This is a genomic window from Leptospira kirschneri serovar Cynopteri str. 3522 CT, assembly GCF_000243695.2.
In the GTDB taxonomy this organism is placed as follows: Bacteria; Spirochaetota; Leptospiria; order Leptospirales; family Leptospiraceae; genus Leptospira; species Leptospira kirschneri.
In genome coordinates, this window is the sequence record NZ_AHMN02000007.1 from 91,410 (window position 1) to 115,344 (window position 23,935).

The 23,935-nt window shown below is 35.8% G+C and carries 20 protein-coding genes; 11 read left to right on the plus strand and 9 right to left on the minus strand.

Annotated elements, in window-relative coordinates; all coding sequences use genetic code 11:
- The first annotated feature begins 78 nt into the window (after window positions 1-78).
- Window positions 79-657, plus strand: a complete 579-nt coding sequence (locus LEP1GSC049_RS216885; RefSeq protein ID WP_016560721.1) for a TetR/AcrR family transcriptional regulator — start codon at window positions 79-81, stop codon at window positions 655-657.
- A 342-nt stretch (window positions 658-999) separates the two neighbouring features.
- Window positions 1,000-1,428, plus strand: coding sequence for an acyl-CoA thioesterase (locus LEP1GSC049_RS216880; RefSeq protein WP_004757625.1), 429 nt, complete (start codon window positions 1,000-1,002; stop codon window positions 1,426-1,428).
- Window positions 1,429-1,432: 4 nt separating this feature from the next.
- On the opposite strand, the gene LEP1GSC049_RS216875 is transcribed toward LEP1GSC049_RS216880, so the two are convergent.
- Window positions 1,433-2,242, minus strand: a complete 810-nt coding sequence (locus LEP1GSC049_RS216875) for a TIGR01458 family HAD-type hydrolase (protein ID WP_004756306.1) — start codon at window positions 2,240-2,242, stop codon at window positions 1,433-1,435.
- Window positions 2,243-2,984: 742 nt separating this feature from the next.
- On the opposite strand from LEP1GSC049_RS216875, the gene LEP1GSC049_RS216870 reads away from it, so the two are divergent.
- The 4 genes from LEP1GSC049_RS216870 (at window position 2,985) to chrA (ending at window position 7,288) form a co-directional block, all read left to right on the plus strand.
- Complete coding sequence (locus LEP1GSC049_RS216870) at window positions 2,985-3,500, plus strand: LB099 family protein (protein WP_000409183.1); 516 nt, start codon at window positions 2,985-2,987, stop codon at window positions 3,498-3,500.
- A gap of 195 nt (window positions 3,501-3,695) precedes the next feature.
- Entirely contained in the window at window positions 3,696-5,126 is a 1,431-nt protein-coding gene (locus tag LEP1GSC049_RS216865; protein ID WP_004756227.1) for a polysaccharide deacetylase family protein, read from the plus strand.
- Between the two features lie 45 nt (window positions 5,127-5,171).
- Window positions 5,172-5,918: a class I SAM-dependent methyltransferase gene (locus LEP1GSC049_RS216860; protein WP_004757699.1), complete on the plus strand. Its 747-nt coding sequence runs from the start codon at window positions 5,172-5,174 to the stop codon at window positions 5,916-5,918.
- Complete coding sequence (gene chrA, locus LEP1GSC049_RS216855; RefSeq protein WP_004762668.1) at window positions 5,915-7,288, plus strand: chromate efflux transporter; 1,374 nt, start codon at window positions 5,915-5,917, stop codon at window positions 7,286-7,288. The genes LEP1GSC049_RS216860 and chrA overlap by 4 nt, the downstream gene beginning before the upstream one ends.
- On the opposite strand, the gene LEP1GSC049_RS216850 is transcribed toward chrA, so the two are convergent.
- Window positions 7,279-10,218: an adenylate/guanylate cyclase domain-containing protein gene (locus tag LEP1GSC049_RS216850; RefSeq protein ID WP_016560731.1), complete on the minus strand. Its 2,940-nt coding sequence runs from the start codon at window positions 10,216-10,218 to the stop codon at window positions 7,279-7,281. The genes chrA and LEP1GSC049_RS216850 overlap by 10 nt on opposite strands.
- Window positions 10,219-10,380: 162 nt before the next feature.
- Between LEP1GSC049_RS216850 and LEP1GSC049_RS216845 the strand changes: the two genes are divergently transcribed.
- Genes LEP1GSC049_RS216845 through LEP1GSC049_RS216835 form a run of 3 tightly spaced genes read left to right on the plus strand, consistent with a single transcriptional unit; the run spans window position 10,381 to window position 13,081 of the window.
- Window positions 10,381-12,318 (plus strand): long-chain fatty acid--CoA ligase, encoded by a 1,938-nt coding sequence (locus LEP1GSC049_RS216845; protein ID WP_004756476.1) that lies wholly within the window; start codon window positions 10,381-10,383, stop codon window positions 12,316-12,318.
- Between the two features lie 56 nt (window positions 12,319-12,374).
- Window positions 12,375-12,788, plus strand: coding sequence for a DoxX family membrane protein (locus LEP1GSC049_RS216840; RefSeq protein WP_004756268.1), 414 nt, complete (start codon window positions 12,375-12,377; stop codon window positions 12,786-12,788).
- A gap of 53 nt (window positions 12,789-12,841) precedes the next feature.
- Entirely contained in the window at window positions 12,842-13,081 is a 240-nt protein-coding gene (locus LEP1GSC049_RS216835) for a hypothetical protein (RefSeq protein ID WP_002179960.1), read from the plus strand.
- A gap of 787 nt (window positions 13,082-13,868) precedes the next feature.
- Here LEP1GSC049_RS216835 and LEP1GSC049_RS216830 read toward each other — a convergent pair.
- The 7 genes from LEP1GSC049_RS216830 to LEP1GSC049_RS216800 all read right to left on the minus strand — a co-directional run bounded on the left by LEP1GSC049_RS216830 (window position 13,869) and on the right by LEP1GSC049_RS216800 (window position 20,400).
- The gene (locus tag LEP1GSC049_RS216830; RefSeq protein ID WP_004756473.1) at window positions 13,869-15,425 is read right to left on the minus strand and encodes an NAD(P)/FAD-dependent oxidoreductase; all 1,557 of its coding nucleotides are present in this window, start codon (window positions 15,423-15,425) and stop codon (window positions 13,869-13,871) included.
- A 662-nt stretch (window positions 15,426-16,087) separates the two neighbouring features.
- Window positions 16,088-16,567: a hypothetical protein gene (locus tag LEP1GSC049_RS216825; protein WP_025179116.1), complete on the minus strand. Its 480-nt coding sequence runs from the start codon at window positions 16,565-16,567 to the stop codon at window positions 16,088-16,090.
- 182 nt (window positions 16,568-16,749) lie between these two features.
- Window positions 16,750-17,631, minus strand: a complete 882-nt coding sequence (locus tag LEP1GSC049_RS216820; RefSeq protein WP_004756299.1) for a mechanosensitive ion channel family protein — start codon at window positions 17,629-17,631, stop codon at window positions 16,750-16,752.
- Window positions 17,631-18,716, minus strand: a complete 1,086-nt coding sequence (gene aroB, locus LEP1GSC049_RS216815) for a 3-dehydroquinate synthase (protein WP_016560690.1) — start codon at window positions 18,714-18,716, stop codon at window positions 17,631-17,633. Before aroB ends, LEP1GSC049_RS216820 begins: the two co-directional genes overlap by 1 nt.
- Entirely contained in the window at window positions 18,713-19,177 is a 465-nt protein-coding gene (locus LEP1GSC049_RS216810; protein WP_004756253.1) for an NUDIX domain-containing protein, read from the minus strand. Before LEP1GSC049_RS216810 ends, aroB begins: the two co-directional genes overlap by 4 nt.
- A gap of 288 nt (window positions 19,178-19,465) precedes the next feature.
- Entirely contained in the window at window positions 19,466-19,879 is a 414-nt protein-coding gene (locus tag LEP1GSC049_RS216805; protein WP_004756461.1) for an ExbD/TolR family protein, read from the minus strand.
- Window positions 19,876-20,400, minus strand: coding sequence for a MotA/TolQ/ExbB proton channel family protein (locus LEP1GSC049_RS216800; RefSeq protein ID WP_004757556.1), 525 nt, complete (start codon window positions 20,398-20,400; stop codon window positions 19,876-19,878). Before LEP1GSC049_RS216800 ends, LEP1GSC049_RS216805 begins: the two co-directional genes overlap by 4 nt.
- A 626-nt stretch (window positions 20,401-21,026) precedes the next feature.
- Between LEP1GSC049_RS216800 and ubiE the strand changes: the two genes are divergently transcribed.
- Complete coding sequence (ubiE, locus tag LEP1GSC049_RS216795; RefSeq protein ID WP_016747955.1) at window positions 21,027-21,776, plus strand: bifunctional demethylmenaquinone methyltransferase/2-methoxy-6-polyprenyl-1,4-benzoquinol methylase UbiE; 750 nt, start codon at window positions 21,027-21,029, stop codon at window positions 21,774-21,776.
- A gap of 139 nt (window positions 21,777-21,915) precedes the next feature.
- Window positions 21,916-23,895 (plus strand): LruC domain-containing protein, encoded by a 1,980-nt coding sequence (locus LEP1GSC049_RS216790; protein WP_016560714.1) that lies wholly within the window; start codon window positions 21,916-21,918, stop codon window positions 23,893-23,895.
- The last annotated feature ends 40 nt before the right edge of the window (window positions 23,896-23,935 follow it).

The window sequence follows — 23,935 nt, forward strand, 5'->3', positions numbered from 1 at the left end:
AGAATTTCCAAACTCTATAAAATTTTATTCCAGTATAAAAAATTTAGAAAACATCAAACAATGCTTTAACTTAAAAAAATGAAAATTTCTGCAACTCAATCCGCGATTAAAAGAAAATCTATACTTCAAACAGGAATTCATCTCATCCGACAAAACGGTTCCACCGTTGGAATCCAAGAAGTCACAAACAAGGCGAAAATTCCTAAAGGATCTTTTTATAATTATTTTTCTTCTAAAGATCAATTTTTAATCGAAGCTTTAGAAGAATATACACAAAACGCGATCCTTTGGAACAATCAAACTCTAGAAAAAGGAAAACGAAAACTATCCTATCTATACGAACAAAAAATAATCTTAGAAAAGAAATTTTTGAAAGGCGGTATTTCCTGTCTAATCAATGTACTTTCTCAATGTTCTTCTCCAAAAGAACAAAAACTGAGAAACAAACTAAAACTCTCTTTGGATTCTATCTCAAAAGGAATTTTAGATTCTCTTCGATTGGATCCTAAAAATTATTCTAAAGAAATTTTAATTCATATTCAGGTTTTAGAATCTTCTTGGAGAGGTGCAATGCTTCTTGCAAAAGCTACAGGTGACCCGTCTTATCTCGAAAATTTTTTATCTGTTCATCGAAAACTTATCAAAGAGTTTCTATAAAATGATTTTTATATTAGAATTGTTGAAAAATTCCATAGTGGCGATTGACAAAACTGCTTCCATCGATCGTTTTCATGAAATAAAACGAACGGAGCATTTATTTTTAAACGACTTCATTCTATTCTCATAACTATATAATAAAGTATCTAATATTTTACATAGAATCAGCGTTTTATGATAGAATTAACGGTACTCAATTTTATAGAGATCAGTAATAGTCGTCAAACAGGGATTTTGCGGGAGAATTTTACTTGGTCATTCCAAAGTTATCTAAAAAATTTCAAGACACAAGTTTACTAAAAATTCAACTACATAAGGTATATTAAATATTAGGGAATTAGAATGAAATCGGAAGAATTAACCGAAATTAGAAAAGAACATTCGACACAAATTGTAATTCGATGGGATGAATTAGACCCAAACGGCCATGTGAATAATAAAAATTTTCAAGGCTACCTAGACGAGGCTCGGATGAGAGCCATGCGCGATTGGGGTTTTTCTATGGAAAAACTAAAAACTCAAAATTTTGGGCCAGTGATTCTTTCGATCCAGTTAGATTTTAAAAAGGAAATCAATTATCCGGAAACGATCTTGATCGAATCCGATCTATTTTTGAAAACCACTACTCGCGCCGTATTTCAACAAAGAATCATCTGTCAGAGCAATCAGACGATTTCGTGTAACGCGAGTACAGATTGGGTAATTCTAAACCTAAATTCAAAACGACCTGCTAAATTTTTAGAAGCGATTGGTATAGAAAAACCAATTTAAGTTTTTAGATCGTTTGAAAGAAAGAAATTAAAGAGCCTATATTCTCCCAAACGGCATCGGGAGAGATATTTGAACTTTTTAATATTCCATCTCTATATTTCCCGGTTTTTACGAGAACTCCTCGAATACCACAGGCTTGTGCACCTCCTACGTCAGAATCCAGATCGTCTCCTATCATGATCGTCTCAGAAGCTTCCGCAGAAATTATTTTTAAAGCAGCATTAAAAAATGTTCCCGAAGGTTTACCTATAATTTCGGCTTTAATCCCTGTAGCGTATTCAATTCCGGACACAAAAGCGCCTATGTCCAACATCAATCCTTCTTTTGTCTGCCAAAACTTACCTTTATGAAGAGCGATCAACCTGGCTCCGTTTTTCACTTTCTGAAAAATTTCATTTAAAATTTGATAGTTCCATTCTTCCCCTATGTCTCCGACTAACACCGCTTCAGGGGTCTTAGATTCTAAGTTAACTTTTTCCAAATCGTCTTGAATTTCTTTTTTGATAACGAAAAAAGTTTTTGGATTTCCTGTTTCTCGGATGTATTCTCCAGCGGCTCTAGGTGAATTCAGAATTTTTTCTTCTTCTGCCGAAATCCCTAAATCATTTAAGAATTCCGAAAGTTCCTTTCTCGATTTTGTAGTAGTATTCGTCAAAAACAGATAAGGTATATGATTCTTTTTTAAATAAGAAACTACTTCAGACGCACCTGGAAGAGCAGTATTTCCGGTATACAATACTCCGTCTAAATCCAATAATACGTTTCGGATTTTTACATTTGTTTCTTTTTGTGGGAAGGTATTTTCACCCGTCATGATATACTATTCTAACGCATTTTTTGTTTTTTGGGATTCTCTATTTTAAAATTTTTTACTAAAGCGTATTCTATTTTTCTAAATCGTATACTCGTACTAAACTCAGCTTTTTAATATAAAAATAAAACCTCATTTTTTTATTTTAAATTTCTAAACAAGTTATATGGAATTTGGTAAACTTCTAAAAAGTATACAACCTCTAGTTCTTTAAAATTTAGATGAAAAGATTCATTCTTTTCTATTTTTAAATCTAAAAATTAGAAATTTCAAAATTAACAAACCAAAATTACGATTTTCATACTACAAATAACGGCCCTTAAATTCATTTTATTTTCTCAAAACTTGATAGAGACAAGGAGCACAACTGTAAAAGAAACGCTCCATTTCTTTTGCAGTATAGACACTTCCGTCTACTAAAATTGCATTTTGACAAACCAAAAACAGACGGCTGTTAGGCGATAAATCAGTCAACTTCCCTTACAAAAAAACAATCCATCTTCTGTCAACAACTGTTATACGACTCCATCAATCCTCTAAAATACGAATTTGAATTTATATAAGAAATGTATTTTAGTTAGTAAGTGTCGAATTACTTCAGTGTATTTTCAAAAACAAGAAATACATTCGAGAAATTCTTTTCAAATTCGGAAAAATGTTTTCAAGTTAACCATATTATGATAAGTATTGTTCTTAAGTTTGAAGAGTTTATATTCTTCGGCTAATTTAATGAGCGTAAAAAAATATGGAAATCTACGAAAAAGAAAAACGGAAACTACTTTCAGCATCGACACCGGAGCAGTACATCGAGTTATCCATCAAATCGAAACTGACCGGTCCTAAAAAATCTAGTATCACATCCGAATGGCTTACGTCTACCGGGTATACGATCGACGATATTAAGTACGCAAGAAACCGACATCCCTTCTGGAGAAAGAAGAGAAATCAAGGTTCTTACGAACGTAATAGCAAACGTCTGGAACAACACAATTACTACAGATCCGATCAGAAGATCGTCTGGGATAAAACCAAGTTAGCTAAATTCTTTGATCTCAATTCTAAAGGTTTAACTGATCATGAGTTGGCAAAAAATTTTAGAACTTCTATCCCGGCAGTGAATCATATACGCAGGAAGTTTCGCTTTGCTTCCGAACTTCTAAGACTCGACAAACAAAAACCGGCAAAGGGTGGTATCTTAAAACTTTGCACCCATAGCGAATCGGTCTTAAAGAGGTTGATCCGGGAAAAAGAAGGGAAATAAATTCTCTTCTTTTGGGAAACTTCTTCTAGTCCCCGGTCTTAAGATCGGGGCTATCTTCTTTTATTCATCCAAATTTATTCGGAAATGGTTCTTCACTTTTTGTTTTTTAAACAATAGGAATTCTACTCCGGGAATCGCTTGCCGTAGAAAAGTGAGATAAAACACTAACCGAATACTCTTGTCCCGGATTTTTGAATGCAAACAACAACTTCTAAAATTCGTTTTAATTTTAAAACGTTAATTTTTTTCTATCTTATTCGAAATCGAAACTGTAAAGTATCTAGATTTCCTTCCCGCGTTATGCGAAATTATTTGTTCACTTGTGTAATTCTTTGTATTTTAGTTCCTTCCATTCTCTTTTCTTCCCCCGTAGACGATTTTCTCAATCCCGAAAAAAAAAGAAAAACGAGCACTACAACTTCTTCTCGAGATACAATTTCTAAAAAAAATCCACAGGAAAAAAAAGATTTAGACTCACCACCTAGTTCCAAAATATCGGATCAAAATTCTAAAATTACAAACCCATCGGAACAAATCTCTAAGGATATTTCTAAATCCAAAAAGAAAAAATACGAAGACGCGATCCCTACCGTTAAAGACGACACTCCACCTACTCCGAGTTATACGATTCAATCCGAATCCGTTTCGGGTGGTGGTGTTCCGGTTCTTTGTTATCATCATCTCGCGCCTCAAGGCGGTCCTATGGGCGGTTACAATCTTCATCCAAATCTTTTAGAAGAACAGTTTAAATTTTTGAAAGCCGCCGGTTATCAAACGGTTCGTTTGGATCAATTTTATTCTTATATCAACGGTAAAAAACCTTCCGACTTTCCAGATAAACCTATCCTTTTGACTTTTGACGACGGTTCCAAAACCCACTGGGAAGTTTTAGTTCCATTACTGAAAAAATATGGTTTCACCGCTTCTATATTTATTTATCCATCGATCATTTCTTCGGGTAAAAAATATTACATGACCTGGGATCAGTTGAATAACGCTTTGGATAGTGGTGTTTTAGATCTGGGTTCTCATACGTTATACCACCCCAAACTTCCAACGATGAGTCGCGCCTTAATTCGAAAACAACTTTTAGAATCCAAACAAATTTTAGAAACTAAAACCGGTAGAAAGGTGATCGATCTCGCTTATCCTTTTGGCCTTTTCGATCCTAGAGTAATTGAAGAAGCCAAAGCGATCGGCTATAGAATGGCGTTTACGGTAAATCCTGGAAAGAATCTGCCAGGAACACCCGTTTATAACATCCATAGATCTTTGGTTCCTTGGGGACAGTCTCAGTCCGCATTTAACTCCATTTTGACGATGGCTCCTCCTCCTAAAATTTCCATTTCTATCCAAGACGGTTCCTGGGTAAAAGCGGGTCAGGAATTTAAAATTCATCTCGAAGGAGTTCAACCGGAGTCTGTAACCATCCAAATCAAAAGTAAAAACGTAATTTCAGAAGTTCAATTTCCGGATTTTACCGTTAAAATTCCCGACTTTTCTAGAAAGTCCACGTTTCTTCCTATGATGATACAAGCTAAAACGAAAGAAGGAAAACAAATTCAATACCAATATCTTTTTATCAATCAAAAAGAATTTAAGAAACATCCGGACGGCACTTTTTAAATTCCTACTTGAGTTTTATATTATGATCTCTGAATATTTACGAGTATGAATTTCAGAGATCATTTTTCTTCCCACTCTTCTTTTTATTCTGAATTTAGACCCGGTTATCCTAAGGATCTATTTTATTATCTCAAAAGTTTGTCCCCTAATGGCAAAATAGTCTGGGATTGTGGTACTGGAACCGGTCAAGCGGCGGTTTCTCTAGGAGAATTTTTCGAAAAAGTAATTGCGAGTGATCCTAGTGAAAATCAAATCGCAAACGCAGAACCTCATCAAAACGTCGAATATAGGGTTTGTAAAGCAGAAAATTCTATATTAAGAAATCATGAAGTAGATTTGATTACGGTGGCACAAGCGTTTCACTGGTTTGATTTTGAACCATTTTATAGAGAAGTGATTCGAGTCGGAAAGAAAAAAGGAATTCTCGCAATCTGGGGTTATGGGCTACATTCGATTTCTTTTGAAATTGATCGGCTCGTTGATAAACTCTACGTAGAAATTGTGGGTTCGTATTGGCCTCCAGAAAGAAAATACGTAGAAGAAAAATACAAAAACATTCCTTTTCCCTTTGAGGAAATTGTTCCTCCTCATTTTAGTATGAAGGAAGAATGGAACGTGGATCAATTATTGGGTTATCTCAGGACCTGGTCCAGCGTTCAAAAATACATTCAAAAAAATGAATCCGATCCGGTACTTTTAATCGAAGAAGATATTCGAAATTCTTGGGGTCCGGCTCAGACAAAAACAGTAGAATGGCCTCTCTTTTTTAAAATCGGGAGACTTCCAGGTTGATTCCTTCATTTGGAGAAACGATTCGTTTTTGGTTTCGGTTAGGCTGGTTCAGTTTCGGCGGTCCCGCGGGACAAATTAATCTTATGTATCAAACCCTCGTAGAAGAAAAAAAATGGATCGATGAAGATCAATTCCGCCATGCACTAAACTACTGTATGTTTCTTCCGGGTCCGGAGGCACAACAACTCGCAACGTATTTAGGTTGGATCTTACACGGAACCGCAGGAGGAATTTTTGCCGGTCTTTTTTTTATCCTTCCCTCCGTTTTCATTTTTATAGGAATTAGTATATTCTACTTTTATTATGGATCTGCATCATTAGTGATTTTGTTTTTCAACGGAGTCAAACCAGCAATATTATCTGTCATTTTTATGGCATTTACAAACTTGGTTTTTAAAAGTATTAAATCCAATGGACAAATTTTTTGTTTTTTACTCACTTCTATCGGTATTTTATTTTTTTCAATTCCCTATCCGTATCTTCTTTTGTTCGCTATGTTTTGCGGTTTCGTTTCGTTTTATTTCAATAAAAATAATGTTACACTACCACAAATAGATACTCCGTCCGTTACTTCTTCAAAAAGATCCGAAAATACTACTTCCCTAGAGAAAGTCGATCTACAAACAAATTTAAAAATTAAACATTTAGAATATTTTGAATATTCTGAAATTCTTAAACAATTAAGTCGTGCAGTAACAATCGGTTTAATTCTTTGGACGTTACCTCTTCTTTGGATTTTATTATTTTTAAAAAAAGAATTCTTATTTTGGAAAGAATTGATTTTATTTTTTTCTAAAACCGCTTTAATCACGTTTGGCGGAGCATATGCAATCTTACCTAGTGTTGCCGATTTTGCAACCCACCAAGCCCATTGGATCAGTGCCAACGAAATGATAGACTCCATTGCCTTTGGCGAAAGTACGCCGGGACCACTGGTAATGGTGTTAACGTTCGTGGGTTTTTTAGCCGGTGCAAATCGTTTCGGTTCTATTTCTTACGGTTTATTGGGGCTTTTGTTAACCGCGTATTATACGTTTTTACCTTCTTTTATATTGATTTTAGGAGGTGCAAGTATAGTCGAAAAATCAAAAGAATCCGATCTGTTAAAAAGCGCTTTCAGTTACGTAAGCGTTTGTGTATGCGGAGTGATTTTTTATCTCACGATTTTTTTTGCGAAATCGATTTTAATTGAACCTTCAACCAATTGGGAACTCTGGGTTCAACATCCATTGACTCAAACAAAATATTTTTCCTTTTTTTGGACGGCACTTGGTGTTCTTTTTTTAAAACTTAAAAAAGAATATTCTATTTTCTGGATATTCTTTAGTGGGATCTTTTTTTTAGGAATCGATCTGATTTTTCATTTATGAGTTCTAGTATACACTCCGTCCCAATTTTTTTCCGGAGGATTTCGTTTATATTCTTCACAACGTTCAATTAAAAGGATTGCCGCCTTGTCCTTAATACCTTTTGTAATCTGCGAACTTTCAAATAATTCCTGGGCCAAAGACCATTCTCGATTGAGATACGCTTCAAAACCTTTAGAAAACTCTAATACAGAAGCCTCCAATCTTTCCGGAACGTTATCCGCTCTTCCAATGAGTTCATAAAGTTGAACCGATTCGTTTTTTCCTTTGACTCGAACCACATCCAAAAGCCTGGTAAAAAATTCTTCCTTAATTTCGCGTTGAACGGATTCACTTACTAAAATACTAACCCCATAGTCTTTACCGGCGGCTTCGAGTCTTGCCGCAAGATTTACCGCGTCCCCCATCATCGTATAAGCCGAAATAGAATCGGTTCCCATAAAACCCACTTTTGCAAGACCCGTATTAAGCCCGATTCTGATCTGCATTTCTTGTGCTTCTGCAATATAAACCTTCTTTGCTTTCCATTCCTGTCTGAGTCTTTCAAGGGTTTCAATCATTTCGACTGCAGCACGCGCCGCTTTGATGCAGTGTTCGTCCACTTCCACGGGTGCATTGAATATCCCTACGATAGCATCTCCGATATATTTATCCAAAACTCCTTCGTGTTTTTTCAAAATCAGTGTCATAGCCGAAAGATATTCGTTTAACAAAGACGCCAATTCGATAGAAGTTAACTTTTCGCTAATATTCGAAAAATTTGCTACGTCCGAAAAAAAAGCGGTGATTCTTTTTTCACTTCCGCGTCTGAGAGCCGTTAGATCGACCATCGCTTCTTTGACCACCACTGGATCAATCATCGTCCCTAATATATTTTTGATTTTTTCTCTTTCCTTTAAACCGGTGACCATAGAATTTAAAGCTACCGTAAGAGTTCCAAACTCATCCTTACCTCCCTGTTCAAATTGAACTTCCAAATTTCCTTGACCCACTTCTTTTGCGTGAAATATGATCCGTTTGATTTTTTGAACCACAAAACCGGAAATTAAAATCGCAAATATAAGAGAGGCTACACAAATTAGTAAGGCAGTGGCAACCGACGAATTTTTATTTTTTTGAATCGTTTCCAATCCTTCGGTACGATCCACTATGGTTCTTGAAACTCCGGAGAGATTTGCAGATAATATCGTCGAACTTACATCGTCTCCAGATTCTACAATTAGAGGTTTAGAATCCAAGTTCCAAAGAATTTCTTCCGCTTCTACTCTTGAATGCGAAACGATTCCGTAAGAAATTAACTTTTTAAGTTGAGGAGTTGGAGTTTCACTTTTACCGGAATAAATCCATTCCCGGATAGATTTCCATCTTTCCTTGGATAAATTCTGTTCCTTGGGATACTTTAGATAATCGGAATAATTTCCGGAATTCTGACTAAATCGTAATACGATCAGATCCTCTAGTCCTGCGTCTCTAAGCTCGCCTAACGCGTCTATGAGAACGTCTTTTTCGTTTTGGATCGGGAAGGAAATCTCCGTTTTGACAGAACGAACTCGCTCAGGCACATTCAATTTTTTTGATGTTTCTTTAAGATTCTTTTTATCTTCGGAATATTCATTTTTAAACGTTTCAAATACCGTCCGTCTTTCCTCAATTAGTTTAGAATAACGAGCGTAGAGATCCTTGAAAGTTTTATCCCTAAAAGGAGGAATCGGAGGTTTTTTCTCCTTTAATTCTTGTACCCTTTTTTTTAGAGGAACCACGAGATCTCGAACTTTGAGAACAATACTAGCATCCTGTTGCAGATAATGTTTTGCAAAATCCGGCAATTCCTTTTTAAGCCGATTGGCTCGTTGAGTAGAATTTTGATTTTTAAAAATAGGAGAATACAATACCTGTAGTTCCATTTTACCAATTGTGTACGAATTTTTATTCGTATCTTGTGAAAAGTCCAAGGAAAGAATTTTTGAAATTGAATCCTTCAGACTTACGTCTATATCGTTTAAAAATATATTAGAATTAATTGAAACTTCTGGTTTAAAAATTTTCGTATCGAAAGAAGGAATCAAATTTCCTCGGCTTTGATTGAAGGCCACAGGAAAAGTCTGAATCCTATATTGGGACATGTTGAGCCCGAGTTCTTCTATCTTCTTATGTTGTTTAGGGAGTGAAAGTTCTAAAATAGATCGATCCAGTTGGTTTCTGATTTTTTCGACTCCTTTCTTTAAATGATCCATTTCCTCTTCTAAATTTTGTTTTTCTTTTTCAGAAGTTTTTTCTGAAACGCGCAATTCCTCCAATTTTTGTTTCTGTTCATTCAAATCCGCTTCTAAAACAACAACTTGATGAGCCATATTCTTGAGTTTAGAATACGTTTCATCTGAAATAGCAAGACCATTCGGATCTTTTAATAAAAGTTTAGTATTTTTTTCAAGTTCGTCTATATCCGTTTTAGAAAGATAAACAGAATAGTATGTTTCTTTAATGGATGACTTACGTTCTTTTCCTAAAACTCCGAAAAGTTTCGTTTTAAATCCGAAAAGGTTAAGTTCTTTCGTTTCCTGAGTGACTACTTTTGTTCTATACTTACGTAGAGCTTGACTTTGGCGTTTGACCTTTTCTCGAAACGATTCTACACGAATCAAACTACTGGAAAGATTTTCCAATTCGAGCACTAAACCGGAAATATAATGTCTGGAGATAGAAGCTTCTTTTTCATAACTCCATGTAAGAATTTCGGTTTGTTGGTGCACGTCGATCGCGGTAAGGACCATAACCGTAAACGCAATTAAAGTTCCGGTAAAGATGGCAAGTTTGGCTCGGATTCCCAAATAAAAAAGATTCCTAAAATGGCCAATCCATTCGAATTGATTTCGGATTTTTTTTAGAAGAAACGACGTTTGCGATTCTTCCGGCTCAATCTGATTTGTAATCACTGGGACGTCCTTTGTTTGAAAGATCTAATGTGTAAGTTTCAAAACGATCTTTCAGTATAAAGAATTTTAAAAAACGGTAAATTCGATTTTTTATTTAGGAATGAATTTAGATTCAAAAATTTTCTCGACTGAATTCAAGGTTTTCATAAAGTTCTCTCCTCTATGAAAACCGCCACCATTCCAAAAATTCAATCCAAAACCCTATACAACGTTATGAAAGCTTCTGCGGAAACTTTTGCAGATTCGACCGCACAATACTATAAACCCGACGGTAAAAATTATCAGGCAAATAGTTTCAAAAACCTTTATGAAACAGTACAACAAATCGGCTGCGGATTGATCTCTTTAGGTATAGAACCGGGGACTCCGATCGGTTTGATCGCAGACTCAGGAGCTCGTTGGCTTTGGTGTAGTATGGGAATCACAAACATAGGTTGTGTAGACGTGCCGAGAGGAACGGATTCTACTTTGGATGACCTTCGTTATATTCTCAATCACGCGGAATGTTCGATTGCTTTTTTAGAAAACGAAACCGCCTTAAAAAAAGTTTTAAGTCAAAAATCCGAATTCCCTCATCTCAAAAAGATCATATTGTCCGATCAGAAAGGAACACTTGAAGATACAGAATCTTTTGAAATCATTTTGTTAAACGACTTAATTGAAAAAGGTAAAACTTGGATACAAAACAAAGGAAAGGATGAGTTTCATAAAAGAGGTTCGGCAATCCGAGAGGAAGATCTGGCTACGATCGTCTATACATCAGGTACAACTGGAAAACCCAAGGGAGTGATGTTAACTCACAAAAACATAGTGTTTAACGTAGACAGCGCTTTACAAGGAGAAGATCTAAACGTATATCCAACCGACAGGAGTATGGCGTATCTTCCTCCTTGGCATATCGCGGAAAGACTTGTGGAAACTGTTTGTATTCGTGCGGGAGGAGCAGAAGCATTCACTTCCATCTCTACATTAAGTCAAGATCTGGCGGATATTAAACCTACATTGTTACTTTCGGTTCCTAGAGTTTGGGAAAGTCTTTATAATAAGATCCATGATAAAGTAAGAAATTCCTCTCCGGTTCAACAGGCTTTATTCGGAGCGTTTAAGGAAATTGCAATTACGTATTACAAACATCTTTCTAGGTTGCAGGATTTAGAATATTCCTTAGTGGAACAATCTACGTTCGCCTCTTTATGGCAGAAGTTAATTTCACTTTGGATTGTGATCCTCCTTTGGATTCCGAATCAGATTTCACAACTCGCCTTCAATAAAATCAAACAAGGATTAGGCGGGGAATTGAGATTCGCACTTTCCGGAGCCGGTGCTTTACCTCAGTACATCGACACGTTTTTTAACGCGATCGGAATTCCAATTTTAGAAGGTTATGGAATGACAGAGTTATCGGGTATTTCTACAAGAAGAATATTCGGAGAAATTACTGTGGGAACTCTAGGTCGTTGTATTCCAGGAGTTCAAATCAAACTAATGGACGAAAAAGGAAATGAAATCACTAAACCCGGAATCAAAGGAATCGCTTGGCATAAAGGAGATCACGTGATGAAGGGTTATTATAAAGAACCCGAAAAAACGAAAGAGATTTTGAGTTCGGACGGATGGTTGAATTCTGGAGATCTTTTAGCTTGGACGACTTCGGGAGAATTAAAATATTCCGGGAGAGCCAAAGATACGATTGTACTTTTAGGCGGAGAAAATTTAGAACCGGAACCGATCGAATTCGCTCTGGTTCGAAGTAGGTTCATACAACAAGCGATGGTAGTCGGTCACGACCAAAAAACACTTGGAGCCTTGATCGTTCCGGACAAGGAAACTTTAGAAAAATATCTAAAAGAATTTAAGTCTAAAATGTTAAATGAAGTAGAAAATTTAAATGGAGACTCGGATATAATTACACTTTTTAAAAATGAAATCAAAACGTTTGTATCAAGTGAAAACGGTTTTAAGAACTTTGAGAAAGTTTCTAATTTTAGAATTCTAAATAAGAAGTTTGAGCCTGGAGATGAATTGACGCAAACGATGAAAATCAAACGAAACATAGTAGCGGATAAATATAAAAAAGAAATAGAAGAAATGTATCGGTAAATGTAACCCTTTAGAGATAAATCCGAAGGTTTCAAAGAATCTAAGGAGAAACCTTCTTGTTTACGATCGATTCTTTTAAAAAAAAAATATTGCTCAATTGTTTGCGTGGTATTGTAGCGTTTACGTTTTTGCAGACGCTATTTTATAAATTTACAGGAGCTTCGGAATCCGTTGCGATTTTTTCCAAACTTGGAATGGAACCATGGGGAAGAATCGGAACGGGTATTTTGGAATTTATCGTTTCAATTCTTTTGTTTATACCTGGTTGGAATTGGCTGGGTTCTTTATTTGGGTTGATTCTTATGTCTGGCGCGATTCTTTCCCATGTGTTCGTAATCGGAATTGAACAAGAAAACGACGGAGGATTGCTTTTTTTTCTAGCACTGGGAAATGCAGTTATATGTACACTACTTTTGTGGCAGGAAAAAGAAACTCTAACGAGGATTTTGCGAAAGCACTTTCAAAAATAAGCTTTTCTAGAATCTTAAACTCATTAAACTTTCAATAAAGACGGAGGATTTTTATGGGAGAAGAACAGGCAAAAATTCACGCTTTGAATAAAATCGTTTCCATCATCGATGAAAAAGCTTCCATCTACAAAAACGAAAGAAAATCAATGCCTTCTGCGCGTGCAATAGCCGAAAAAAAACTGATTTTAGATTTAATAGACGACGGAATGAAACTCGCTAAAACGATCCAACCAAAACCAACGGATTTAATTCAAGATCTAGAAAAGCTCAATAAGCAATTTATGAATTTATAATATTATATAAAACTTTTATAGTAAGAATTAAAAAAACTACTTCAATTCTCTATTTCAATACAACGGGAACAGATGGAGAATTAATTCTCAACGACTCTAATACAAATTGTTCTTTCTAAAAACGGAGTTCCTATTGAATAGAGTTCGACGTAAAAAAATTAGGGCGAATCTGGCTTGCCACAGGCAGCCGGACCAGGCTCTTTAGCTTCGGTCAAGTTATTGTAAAACTACAGAATCAGATTCAATTTTCATAAAATGCTAATAACTTGATCCTAAAACGCGACCCTTAGGAAAGCGCTTTGCTGAGTTAACGCGATTCATAGAGAGTGTTGTGTTGAGTTTACAACGCGACCTGTCGAACGACCCATGGGGAGTGAGATGCTGAGTTCATTCATCGATCCCTTTCGCATTATATCAAACTCACATTAAGTTAACTTTATTTACGCTTTCGAATATTATGATAATATTGTTGCAAAAACTAGAATATGGAATATTTTCTTTAAAACTCCGAATTAGATGCAATTTTTGGGAACTTTTATATCTTTGCAAAATAAATCGTTAACTTTTAGCATCATTTTGATATGATGAGTAGATTTATTCTTAACTTTGGTTTTTAACTAACGTGAGTTCGTGGAGGAATTCATGATTCATTTTTCTAAAAAAGTTGTGATCTCGATTCCTAAAATGTGGAAACTCTCACAAATCACGATTTTACGAACAAATTCTTAAATTGTAGGAACTCATACTTTTAGAAAATTCTTTCTCGTTTTCTTACGTATAGTTCACATTAACTATTTGCCAAAACACATGCAGTTGCGGATCTGATTCCGTCCATCGCCGCAGAAACGATCCCGCCCGCATAACCCGCACCTTCCCCACATGGATAAAGTCCTTGAATGCGAACATGTTGTAAAGAATTAGGATCTCTGGGAATACAGACGGGGGAAGAAGTTCTCGTCTCCGGAGCGTGAACGACTGCCTCGTTTGTCAGATAACCTTTCATAGAGTGATCAAATTCCTGAAAACCTTTTTGCAAAGATTGATAAACAAAACGAGGAAGAACCTCGTCTAACACAACCGATGTGATTCCGGGAGTATAAGAAGTTTTAGGTAAATCGATAGATAATCTGCCTTGAACAAAATCCACAAGTTTTTGTGCCGGAGCTTTTTGTGTGCGGCCACCCGCAACCCAGGCTTTTCTCTCGATCTCTTTTTGAAACTCCATCGCAGCTAAAGGACCGAATTTAGAGAAAGGTTTAAAATCTTCCGGCCTCAACTCTACGACAATTCCGGAGTTTGCAGAAGGCCTTGCTCTTTTAGAAGAAGACCATCCATTTGTGACTATTTCCTCAGGTTTTGTCGCACAGGCAGCAATTACACCACCAGGACACATACAAAAAGAATACACTCCTCTTCCATCCACCCGTTTTACGATATTGTAAGGAGAAGGAGGAAGATAAGTGTTTTTCACATCACATTTATATTGAATAGAATCAATTAAAGACTGATGATGTTCCACTCTAACACCTACGGCAATCGGTTTTAGTTCTATTTCAATTCCTTTTTGATGAAGTAATTCGAAAACGTCCCTTGCAGAATGTCCAGTAGCTAGAATTATATTTTTTGCATATATTTTATCTCCGTCTTTCGTAATCACCCCTTGAAATTGGTTTCCGTTTAACAGTAAATCGGTGACCCTCTTTTCAAAATGGACCTCTCCTCCCATTTCTATGATTTTTTCTCGGATGTTTTTTACAATTTTGGGGAGCTTATTGGTTCCTATATGGGGATGAGCTTCTACGAGAATGTCTTTGTTTGCCCCAAAACCTACGAGCCATTCTAAAATTTGACGAACATTTCCTCTTTTTTTAGATCTGGTATAAAGTTTGCCATCCGAGTATGTTCCTGCCCCGCCTTCTCCAAAACAATAGTTTGAATCTTCGTTTACGTTATGATGAATATTAACTTCTTTGAGATCAAAAGGACGTTTCATCACATCCTTACCTCTTTCTAAAAGAATCGGTTTTAAACCGGAAAGAATCAGTTGAAGGCAAGCGAAAAGACCCGCCGGCCCTGCGCCGACTACAATCACCTCTTTAGCGTTAGACACATCGGAAAAATCAGGAAGAACAATCTGTTTTTCTACATAATCCTCTCCGATAAAAACCAAAACTTTCAGATTGAAGTAGATCGTTTTTTGTCTTGCATCGATGGAACGACTCAGAATTTCGATATGACGAATTTCTTGTATTTCGATTTTTAAAGTTTTAGAAAGGAACGTCTTGAGAGTTTCATACTCGCCCGCAACTTCCGGAACCACACGAATCTGAAGTTCTTGTATCATAATTATACTTCTTTTTAAAAAAAGGACTTAAGAACAATCTCAATTTATAGATTTAAAAACGGAAGCGTGGTTTTTACTAAACATTTTTGTATGATACTACTCGGACGTATAAATAGAATACTTGGGTTAGATTGTTTCAAAAATTTGAATGTTTTAGTCCTGCTCTAAAATGCCGTAAATCCCGAATTTACAGCATTTTTTAATAACCACTATTTATTTCGCAAATTCGGCCGTTACTCATAACCATATAATAAAGTATCTAATATTTTGCATGAAATCAGTGTTTTGTAATAAAATTGAGTATCTTTAAGTTTTAGTCGCAAAACACTGTGTTGCTCAGAATCAATATAACAAAACTCCCGATCCAATATAGTTTACACTTTAATCCTGTAAATTCAGTATAAAAGAAATCGTGGTTGCCGGACCTCGCCTTTAATCCCGATCAAAAAATTGTATGAAAGAAATTTAATAAACAACATTATATCTTCAGTTACAATTTATTATAAAACACGATCTGTCAAATGATCCATAGAGAGTGAGACGGCTTTAGTTTGAAAGAGCGTTCTGCTGAGTTCCCCACCTCAATCGCTTTCAAATTGGATTATACTAAATTCAGGTTGAAACTACTCTTGATTTTCAAAAAAAACGGGGCTAAAACATTTCTATCTATTTTGAGTTTTGATTATCAGTGTTAATAACTCTTGAAATTTTTCATTTTGAAAATCATGATACAGAGCTGACTCTCCTGGAATTATATAAATCATTCCATGATCCAAAATTTGTAATCTTCTGCCATGATCAAAATCAACAAGAATTCCTATGCTTGGAAGAGTCGCGTAATAAGAATTCCATCCTTTTTTTAATTTTGGAATTTCTTTTGCAATCCATTTCCAAACGGGAGAATCTTCTGTACATTCTATATCCATCCTGTAGGGCCGACCTTCCAATTGATAACTTATATGAATTTTTTTAGGGATAGAAAGTTCTATTTCAGAATCACAAAACTGTAAAAAAGGAAAAACCAAAATGAAATAAAAAAATCGGATCATCAATTTGTAAAAAACAAATTTCACTTTTAAAAATCCAAGAAACAAAGTATTTACCTCAAACTCTACAACAACAGAGCGTCTAATCTTTTGCACTCAAACAGCTCTTTGTAGCGAAGATTTGTGGGATTAGTAAAATCAAATTTCTAAGTGGAATCGCCGTGTCATTCAATAAAAAATCGTTTTTTACTATAAGTTTTAAGATAAAAACCTGGTTCAAACCTCGAACTTTAGATGTCCTATTATACAGCTTTATAAAAAGCACATGAATCAATATATTATAAAATTCTAATTCCTGGAAACTGCTTAAATTCTTTTAAAATTTGGTGAGAGATTTTAGTTTTCATATCCCTTCTTCCCCTAACGTGAGTTAAATATCGCAGAGAAAAAAGAATACCACCTTCTTCTAAAGAAAGATAAACGATCGGAGACGTTTTGCCGAGACGAACCAGATAATTTTTAGAAAGTTCCTGAAGAGTATAATCGATCGTTCCTTGATCTATAATCGCGTTATTACGGATAATTCCGTTTAAAAGTTCTTCCGCTTTTTCAAAATCGGAATCGTATGGAATCTTAATTCTCATCTCATCCCATACGTAGTTCATCTTGTCTTTTACGACAATCACCTGACGTAAAATCACAAAATGATTCGGAAAATGAACCAGACGGTTTGTGGATTGATCCGATTTAGGATCGGAAGAAATCTCCATCAGAGTGAAACGATTCATTCCTATATTGATAACATCTCCTCGCACTCCTTCGATTTCTATACGATCTCCTACTTCAAAACCATTGCTTCCGTGGATAAAAAACCAACCTACAAAGTTAAGCGTAATATCCTTTAAAGAAATAACGATACCGGCTCCAGCCAAACCCATCACGGTCGGAAGATAAGAAAGACCCGAAAAAACTACCGGTAAAAGAATCACCAAACCCAAAACCACAAAGGACATCCTAGCCATTTTTCTGCGGTTATAACGAGAAGTAACGTCTACTGTAGGTTTGAAAAAATCGAGAACTATTATGATAACTTTATAAGAAAGAATCAAAAAAATAATAAAATAAACGATGAGAATCAATTCTTCGGAAAGACTTCTCTCCTTGGTTTTCAAAAGTACGAACGGATTGATACCCTGAAAAAAATTGACTACAAATTCCATTAAATACCTTTTTGTTTACGAATTGCTAATATAATATCTTCCGAATCTATGGGAATATCAAAAACGGGAGAACCGGGGCTTTTCAAAAGAACAAAACGGATCGAGCCGCCCACGTTTTTTTTATCGTGAAGCATATGTTTGGCGAGTTGTTTAGATTTTAATTTCGTCTGAAATGGAAGTCCGTAATTTTTCAGAGATTCTATTGTTTCTTTTGTAGTGATAGGATCGAGCCCAGAATGTTGTTCGCTTAACAATAACGCCGTCACAAGACCGATCGCAACCGCTTCTCCGTGGGAATATTTTTTATATTTCGTAACAGATTCGATCGCATGAGCCGTAGTATGTCCTAAATTTAAAATTTTACGAAGTCCGGTTTCTTTTTCGTCGTTTGAAACTACATCCGCTTTAAAACGAACCGATTCGGCGATCAGATATGGAAGAATTGTAGAATCTATATTCAAATCTTTGAATGAATGAATCTTCACATTTTCCCAGTATTCCCCTCCAGAAAGAAGTGAATGTTTGATAATTTCAGCTTGACCACATCTCCATTCCCGATCCGGAAGAGTGGACAAAACAGACAAAGGAGCAAACACAAACTCTGGTTGATAAAAGGAACCGATCATATTCTTTCCGAAATCCGCATTGACCGCGACTTTTCCACCTACCGAAGAATCCACACACGCAAGTAGAGTTGTAGGAATTTGAACAAATCGGATTCCCCTCAAATAAGTAGAGGCAATAAAACCGGCAAAATCACCCACAACCCCGCCCCCAAATGCAAGAATCAAAGATTTACGATCCGCACCGTATTCAATAAGTTGATTATATACTTCTCCGGTTCGATCGATGTGTTTAGACTTTTCTCCTCCTTTGATATAAATCGTTTTGATGGGAATAGAAGATAACTCCCTTTCTAAATATTTAGAATAGATAGAATGAATCGATTTTTCCGTGATTAAAAAAACGGAAGTGATTCCTGGAAGTTTTGCAATCTCTTCCGACAAACCGGAAAGATCCGAATGAAGATGAACAGGAACGGACTTGTGTTCCGTATTTACCGGAACGGTTTCGATAAGACTCATTTTTTTTCTGATACCCAGATACTTTTGATAAACGGCGCGGATTTAAAATCACCTTCTAAAAGAAAGGATTTGATGTCTGGCCTAAGATCCATTTCACGAATTGCCGCCGAAGAAAAATAACCGAAACCAGTAATCGCCTTTTCATTCAAATTGAGCTCCGGAATTTCCTTTTTGACGTTCACAGAAAAAACAAGTTGAATGAGATGTCTTTTTCCGCCGGGTTCTATGGATTCATTTAAAAGTAAAAAAGAAGCCGATTTCATTTCAAGAGAAAGTTCTTCTTTAAGCTCTCTTTTGAGAGCATCTTCTGCGCTTTCTCCGAATTCAATTCCACCTCCTGGTAAAAGCCAGTAGTAGGAATCCTTTTTCTTTTGTTGAATGAGTAGAATTTCGTTTTGAGAATTTTCGATCAGAGCTGCGACTCTAACACGCAGCCCCTTCTTTTTAAAGAAAAAATCCATTCTAGTTCAATTGTCGTCCTTTATCTTGATTTGGAAAGACTGGTTTTCTTACTTAACATGAGTTTGTCGTAAGAAAATTTAGGCGAATCCGGGCTCTTTAGCTCTGATCAATAAATTGTTTATAGGAAACATGATACAACAATCCTCTTTATTTCAATATAGCACGCGATCCGTAGGGTTTTTCCCGGTTAACTCCCACTTTAACCATTCCGAATTCATCGAAGCTCAATTCCATGCTATCTTATCCTTCACATCATAAAATTTTAAAATGGATTAAAAAAATAAAGACTATTCTTTTTTGATTGCAATATGAAGTTCTTTTAAATTAGAATTTTTTAAACTATTCAGCATAAATACAAACTTACCGTAATCCACTTTTTCGTCGCCGTAAATCCATACAATTTGATTCTTAAATTCGCTTTCGGAAACAAGTTGTACCCAGGCGTTTTCCGTAAAGTTTTGTTCCGCATAACGTAAATTCCCATCTTTCAAAAGAAATATTTCTTTTTTAGTTCCACTACCGCTCGATTCCGCTTTACCTTTAGGAAGATTAACGGGTAAGGAATGGGCTTCCTTTTGAAAACTCATCGCAACCATCACAAAAATCAAAAGAATAAAAACCACATCTAACATACTAGTCATGTCGAGGGTGGAATCTTCGTTTTCTAAAAGACGTTTTCTTTTTTGGGATTTTTGTTTCATTCTGAAGTTTTAACCGAAACGTTTTCAGAATCGACTGAGAATTTCAATTCTATCTCCGTTTTATGAAGTACAACTTTCAAATATTGAAACCCTAGAAGAGAGGGAATCGAAACACAAAGACCTTGAATCGTAGTATTTAAAGCGAGCCTAATTCCTTCTGAAAAAATTTCTAAACTGACCGAACCTGCATTTTTCATTTCCTCGAAAGCTACTGAAATTCCGATTACCGTTCCGAGAAGTCCGAGCATGGTAGCAATGCCTGCTAGATTTCGAATCCAAGAAATCATCGTTTCCGGAACGAAAAATTCTTTGATAAAAAATTCTTCCGGGTCTTCGAATAGAAACTTTAAATCTATATTTCGTTTCTCTTTGTTTGTATTGTCATCTTGAAGTCTCAATAAGATTTTTCTTTTAAGAACCGGAAGAAAGGTGCGAACCCGAATAAAGAGGCCTAGATTGATAAAACTTACGATTAAGATGAGAACAGAAACCCACCCACCTTTTGCCAATAAAAATTCCACAAAAATCCCCCGAATCTAAAGGCAGATTGTTATTTCCTTTTTCTTTGTCATTCCAAACCTGACTTATTTGTTTCGCAAAACCTATTTCTTACTTTAGGACTCTATAATAGAATACGGATATTTTATGTTGAAAAATGAATTCTCCATCCGTTTCTAACTTATGGTATTTAATTTTATAAGAATCGGTAAAACGGTTTCGTGTCAAATGGATTGTTTTTACGTTTTTGATTTGTATAGAGACTTACTGCTCGAACATATGAAAACAATAATTATTCTTAAACCTGTTTCAAAACTTAAAATGTGGATCTCGCACAAAAAAGCCAACAATTTCAGTTAGATATAATTTTTTGAGGATTTGTAAATCGACCATTCATTTTCTGGTACTACTTTTATACGTCCGAGTAGTAAGAAATAAATTTTTTACAATCCGTTGATAAATTCACAACAAAATGTAATAGTTCCCACATTTTAAGATTATTACAAATTTTCAGAAATTTTACAAATCAGAGATCAAAACCTAAAGTAATAGTTCCTACAACTATAAATTCATTTTAGAATTTCTATCCTTACGTCTTTATCGTAAAAACTCTACTTGCCAAACATAAATAAACCATTTCATTAACCGTATGTCTGGATTTCAAATGCCTCAGGCCGATTTTAAGGCCGGGTTTGTTCGGGAAAATTTTAATAAAATCGCAAAAAAATATGATCGATTCAACGATTGGAATAGCTTTCTACTTCATCGAGTTTGGAAAAATAGTTTGGTGCAGGAAGTTGAAAATAATTTTTCCGGCCACTTGCATGTATTAGATCTTTGTTGTGGAACTGGAGATATTTCTTTACGTTTGGGAAATTCTTCCTTCGTAGATCATGTGACCTGTGTGGACTTTTCGGAAAATATGTTGGAAATAGCGAAGACCAGACTTGAAAAACAAGCTCAAAAAGGTAGAATCCATTTTGAACTTGGAGACGCCACAAAACTGATTCAGTTTCAAAATTCTCAATTTGATGTGGTTTCAATCGGCTTTGGTCTTCGTAATGTAGATGATCTTTCCAAAGCAATCGGAGAAATTTTTCGGGTTTTAAAACCGGGAGGAATGTTTCTCAATTTAGACGTAGGAAAAGTCAAAAATCCTTGGATTCGTTGGATCGCTGATTTTTATTTTTTTAGAATCGTTCCGATTTTAGGTTATATTCTTTGGGGAGGGAAAAATGAAATGTTTGATTATCTTCCTGTTTCTTCCCTATCCTATCCGGATCAGGAAACTTTAAAGTCGATTTTTGAAAAAGAAGGTTTTCAAGAAGTACGATATAAAAATTTTGTTTTTGGGAATGCAACACTTCACGTCGCCAAAAAACCTTCTAAAAAAACATGAAATTAATTTAAAATGCCGTTAAAGGCAAAAAAAATCTTTCTTGAAACTAAAAAATCACCTATAATTCCCTCCTCGAATAGTATTGAACGTTGAGTACTCTTCGTCTTTTATTTCAATTATAAAAAAGGGATATAGAGTTATGAAGAAAATTCTAATATTATTGATTGCTTTAAGCTTTGTAGTCTTTGGTTGCAGTCATAAGAAAAAAGGAATATTACTTCCATTTCTGACTTTACTCAATCAAGACGCGGGTGCATCTACAGCTAAGTCCGAATCTAGTGCCGGAACCGCAACAGCTTCCAACGGAGGGAGTGTGGTGATTGTGGATAATACTGGAAGCGGAAATAATACAGGCGGCGCACTAATTCCAAACAACAATAGCGATTCCTCCTCAAATACTACCAATTCTCAAACTTCTGGAAACAATTCTTCTAGTTCTTCCTCCGGAAACTCGAATAGCTCTTCTTCCGGAAATGATACAAACTCTGGAAGTACAAGTGTAGGCTCTAATTCCGATTCTGGATCATCTAACACAGGTTCCGGTTCTAATACAGGTTCTAACTCTTCTTCCGGAGGTGATACAAACTCTGGAAGTACAAGTGTAGATTCTAATTCCGATTCTGGATCATCTAACACAAGTTCTAACTCTTCTTCCGGAAATGATACAAACTCTGGGAGTACAAGTGTAGGTTCTAATTCCGATTCTGGATCATCTAACACAAGTTCTGGTTCTAATACAGGTTCTAATTCTTCTTCCGGAAATGATACAAATACAGGAGCAGGTTCAAATAATGGTTCCTCTTCGAATTCTACTCCTCCTTCTCAAGTAATTACAGGTGTAATTACTGTAAACGATCAAATAGGAAGTATTCCTTTTACGTATAACACTGTGCAAACGATTCCCCTAAATATAGTTGTAACGGATAAACAATCCAAACCTATCTCTGGGGCTACGGTGATCGTTTCAGACAATGCAGGACATATCTTATTTCAAGGAATTTCAAACAACGTAGGAAAAGTTTCCGGAACCATTACTGTAGAAACCGCAGTAGGTCAAATCACTCTTGAGATTACGGCAGGAGGAGAATCCATCTCTAACTTAATCAATCTGATCAACGTAGTCGGAATTAATCGAGAAATCAAATATGAAATTTTACTTCCCGCTGTTGCAACTGCACCAACGGATACGGACAAGGACGGTGTTCCGGACACGTTAGATACATATCCTCAAGATCCAACTCGTTCTTCTTTAATACGAATTCCAGCAGAAGGAATAAGCACTGTAGCGTATGAGGATTTATATCCAAGCGCGGGAGACGCAGACTTAAACGATTATGTACTCCACATTCATAACGAAGAAGACCTAAACGCAGCAGGAGACGTAATTCGACTGAGAGGAACTTATCAACACGTGGCGCGAGGTGCAGGATACAAACATACTTTCTTTTTAAAACTTCCCGTAGCGGTAGGAGCTACGTTTTCTAGAAAAGTGGTAAGAGACGACGGCAAAGTAGTTACAGATCTAACCACAAAAACGGTTTCTTCATCGGATCTAAATCAAGGAATTCAAATCCATGAAGAATCCAATAAAACCACATCTAATCCAAACGTAAATCCGGGAGGAGTATATAAACCTGGACATATAGCAACGATCGAAATCGTATTTAATTCTCCTGTTAAAAAAACCGTGCTTGGAAATTATCCCTACGACATCTTTATTAAAGTAACCAATACCGGAAAAGAAATTCATTTTCCGGGGCTTTATAAAAACGCAAACGGAACAGATAAGTATTTAGATTCTAACAATTTTCCATGGGCGATTTTAGTTCCAGGGGCTTGGAAATATCCGTATGAGGGTTTGGACATTCGTAAGGACGCACAAAGCGGTTATAAAGAATTCAATCTTTGGGTGGCATCTAATGGAACCTCTTACAAAGACTGGTATAAACATATCACCAATCAAGCAAAGGTATTTCCGGTTCCGGACGAAGATTCAGAATTGATGGGATTCTTGCTCCACTCCATGAAAAAGAACGCGATTCTTATAGCAATTTTATTGATCGGCGCAGGGGCAGCAGTAGCATATATTTTGAAAAGAAGAACACTTTCTCAAACTTAATCGATTAACAAATAAAGGAGTATATTCCGATATTTTAAAG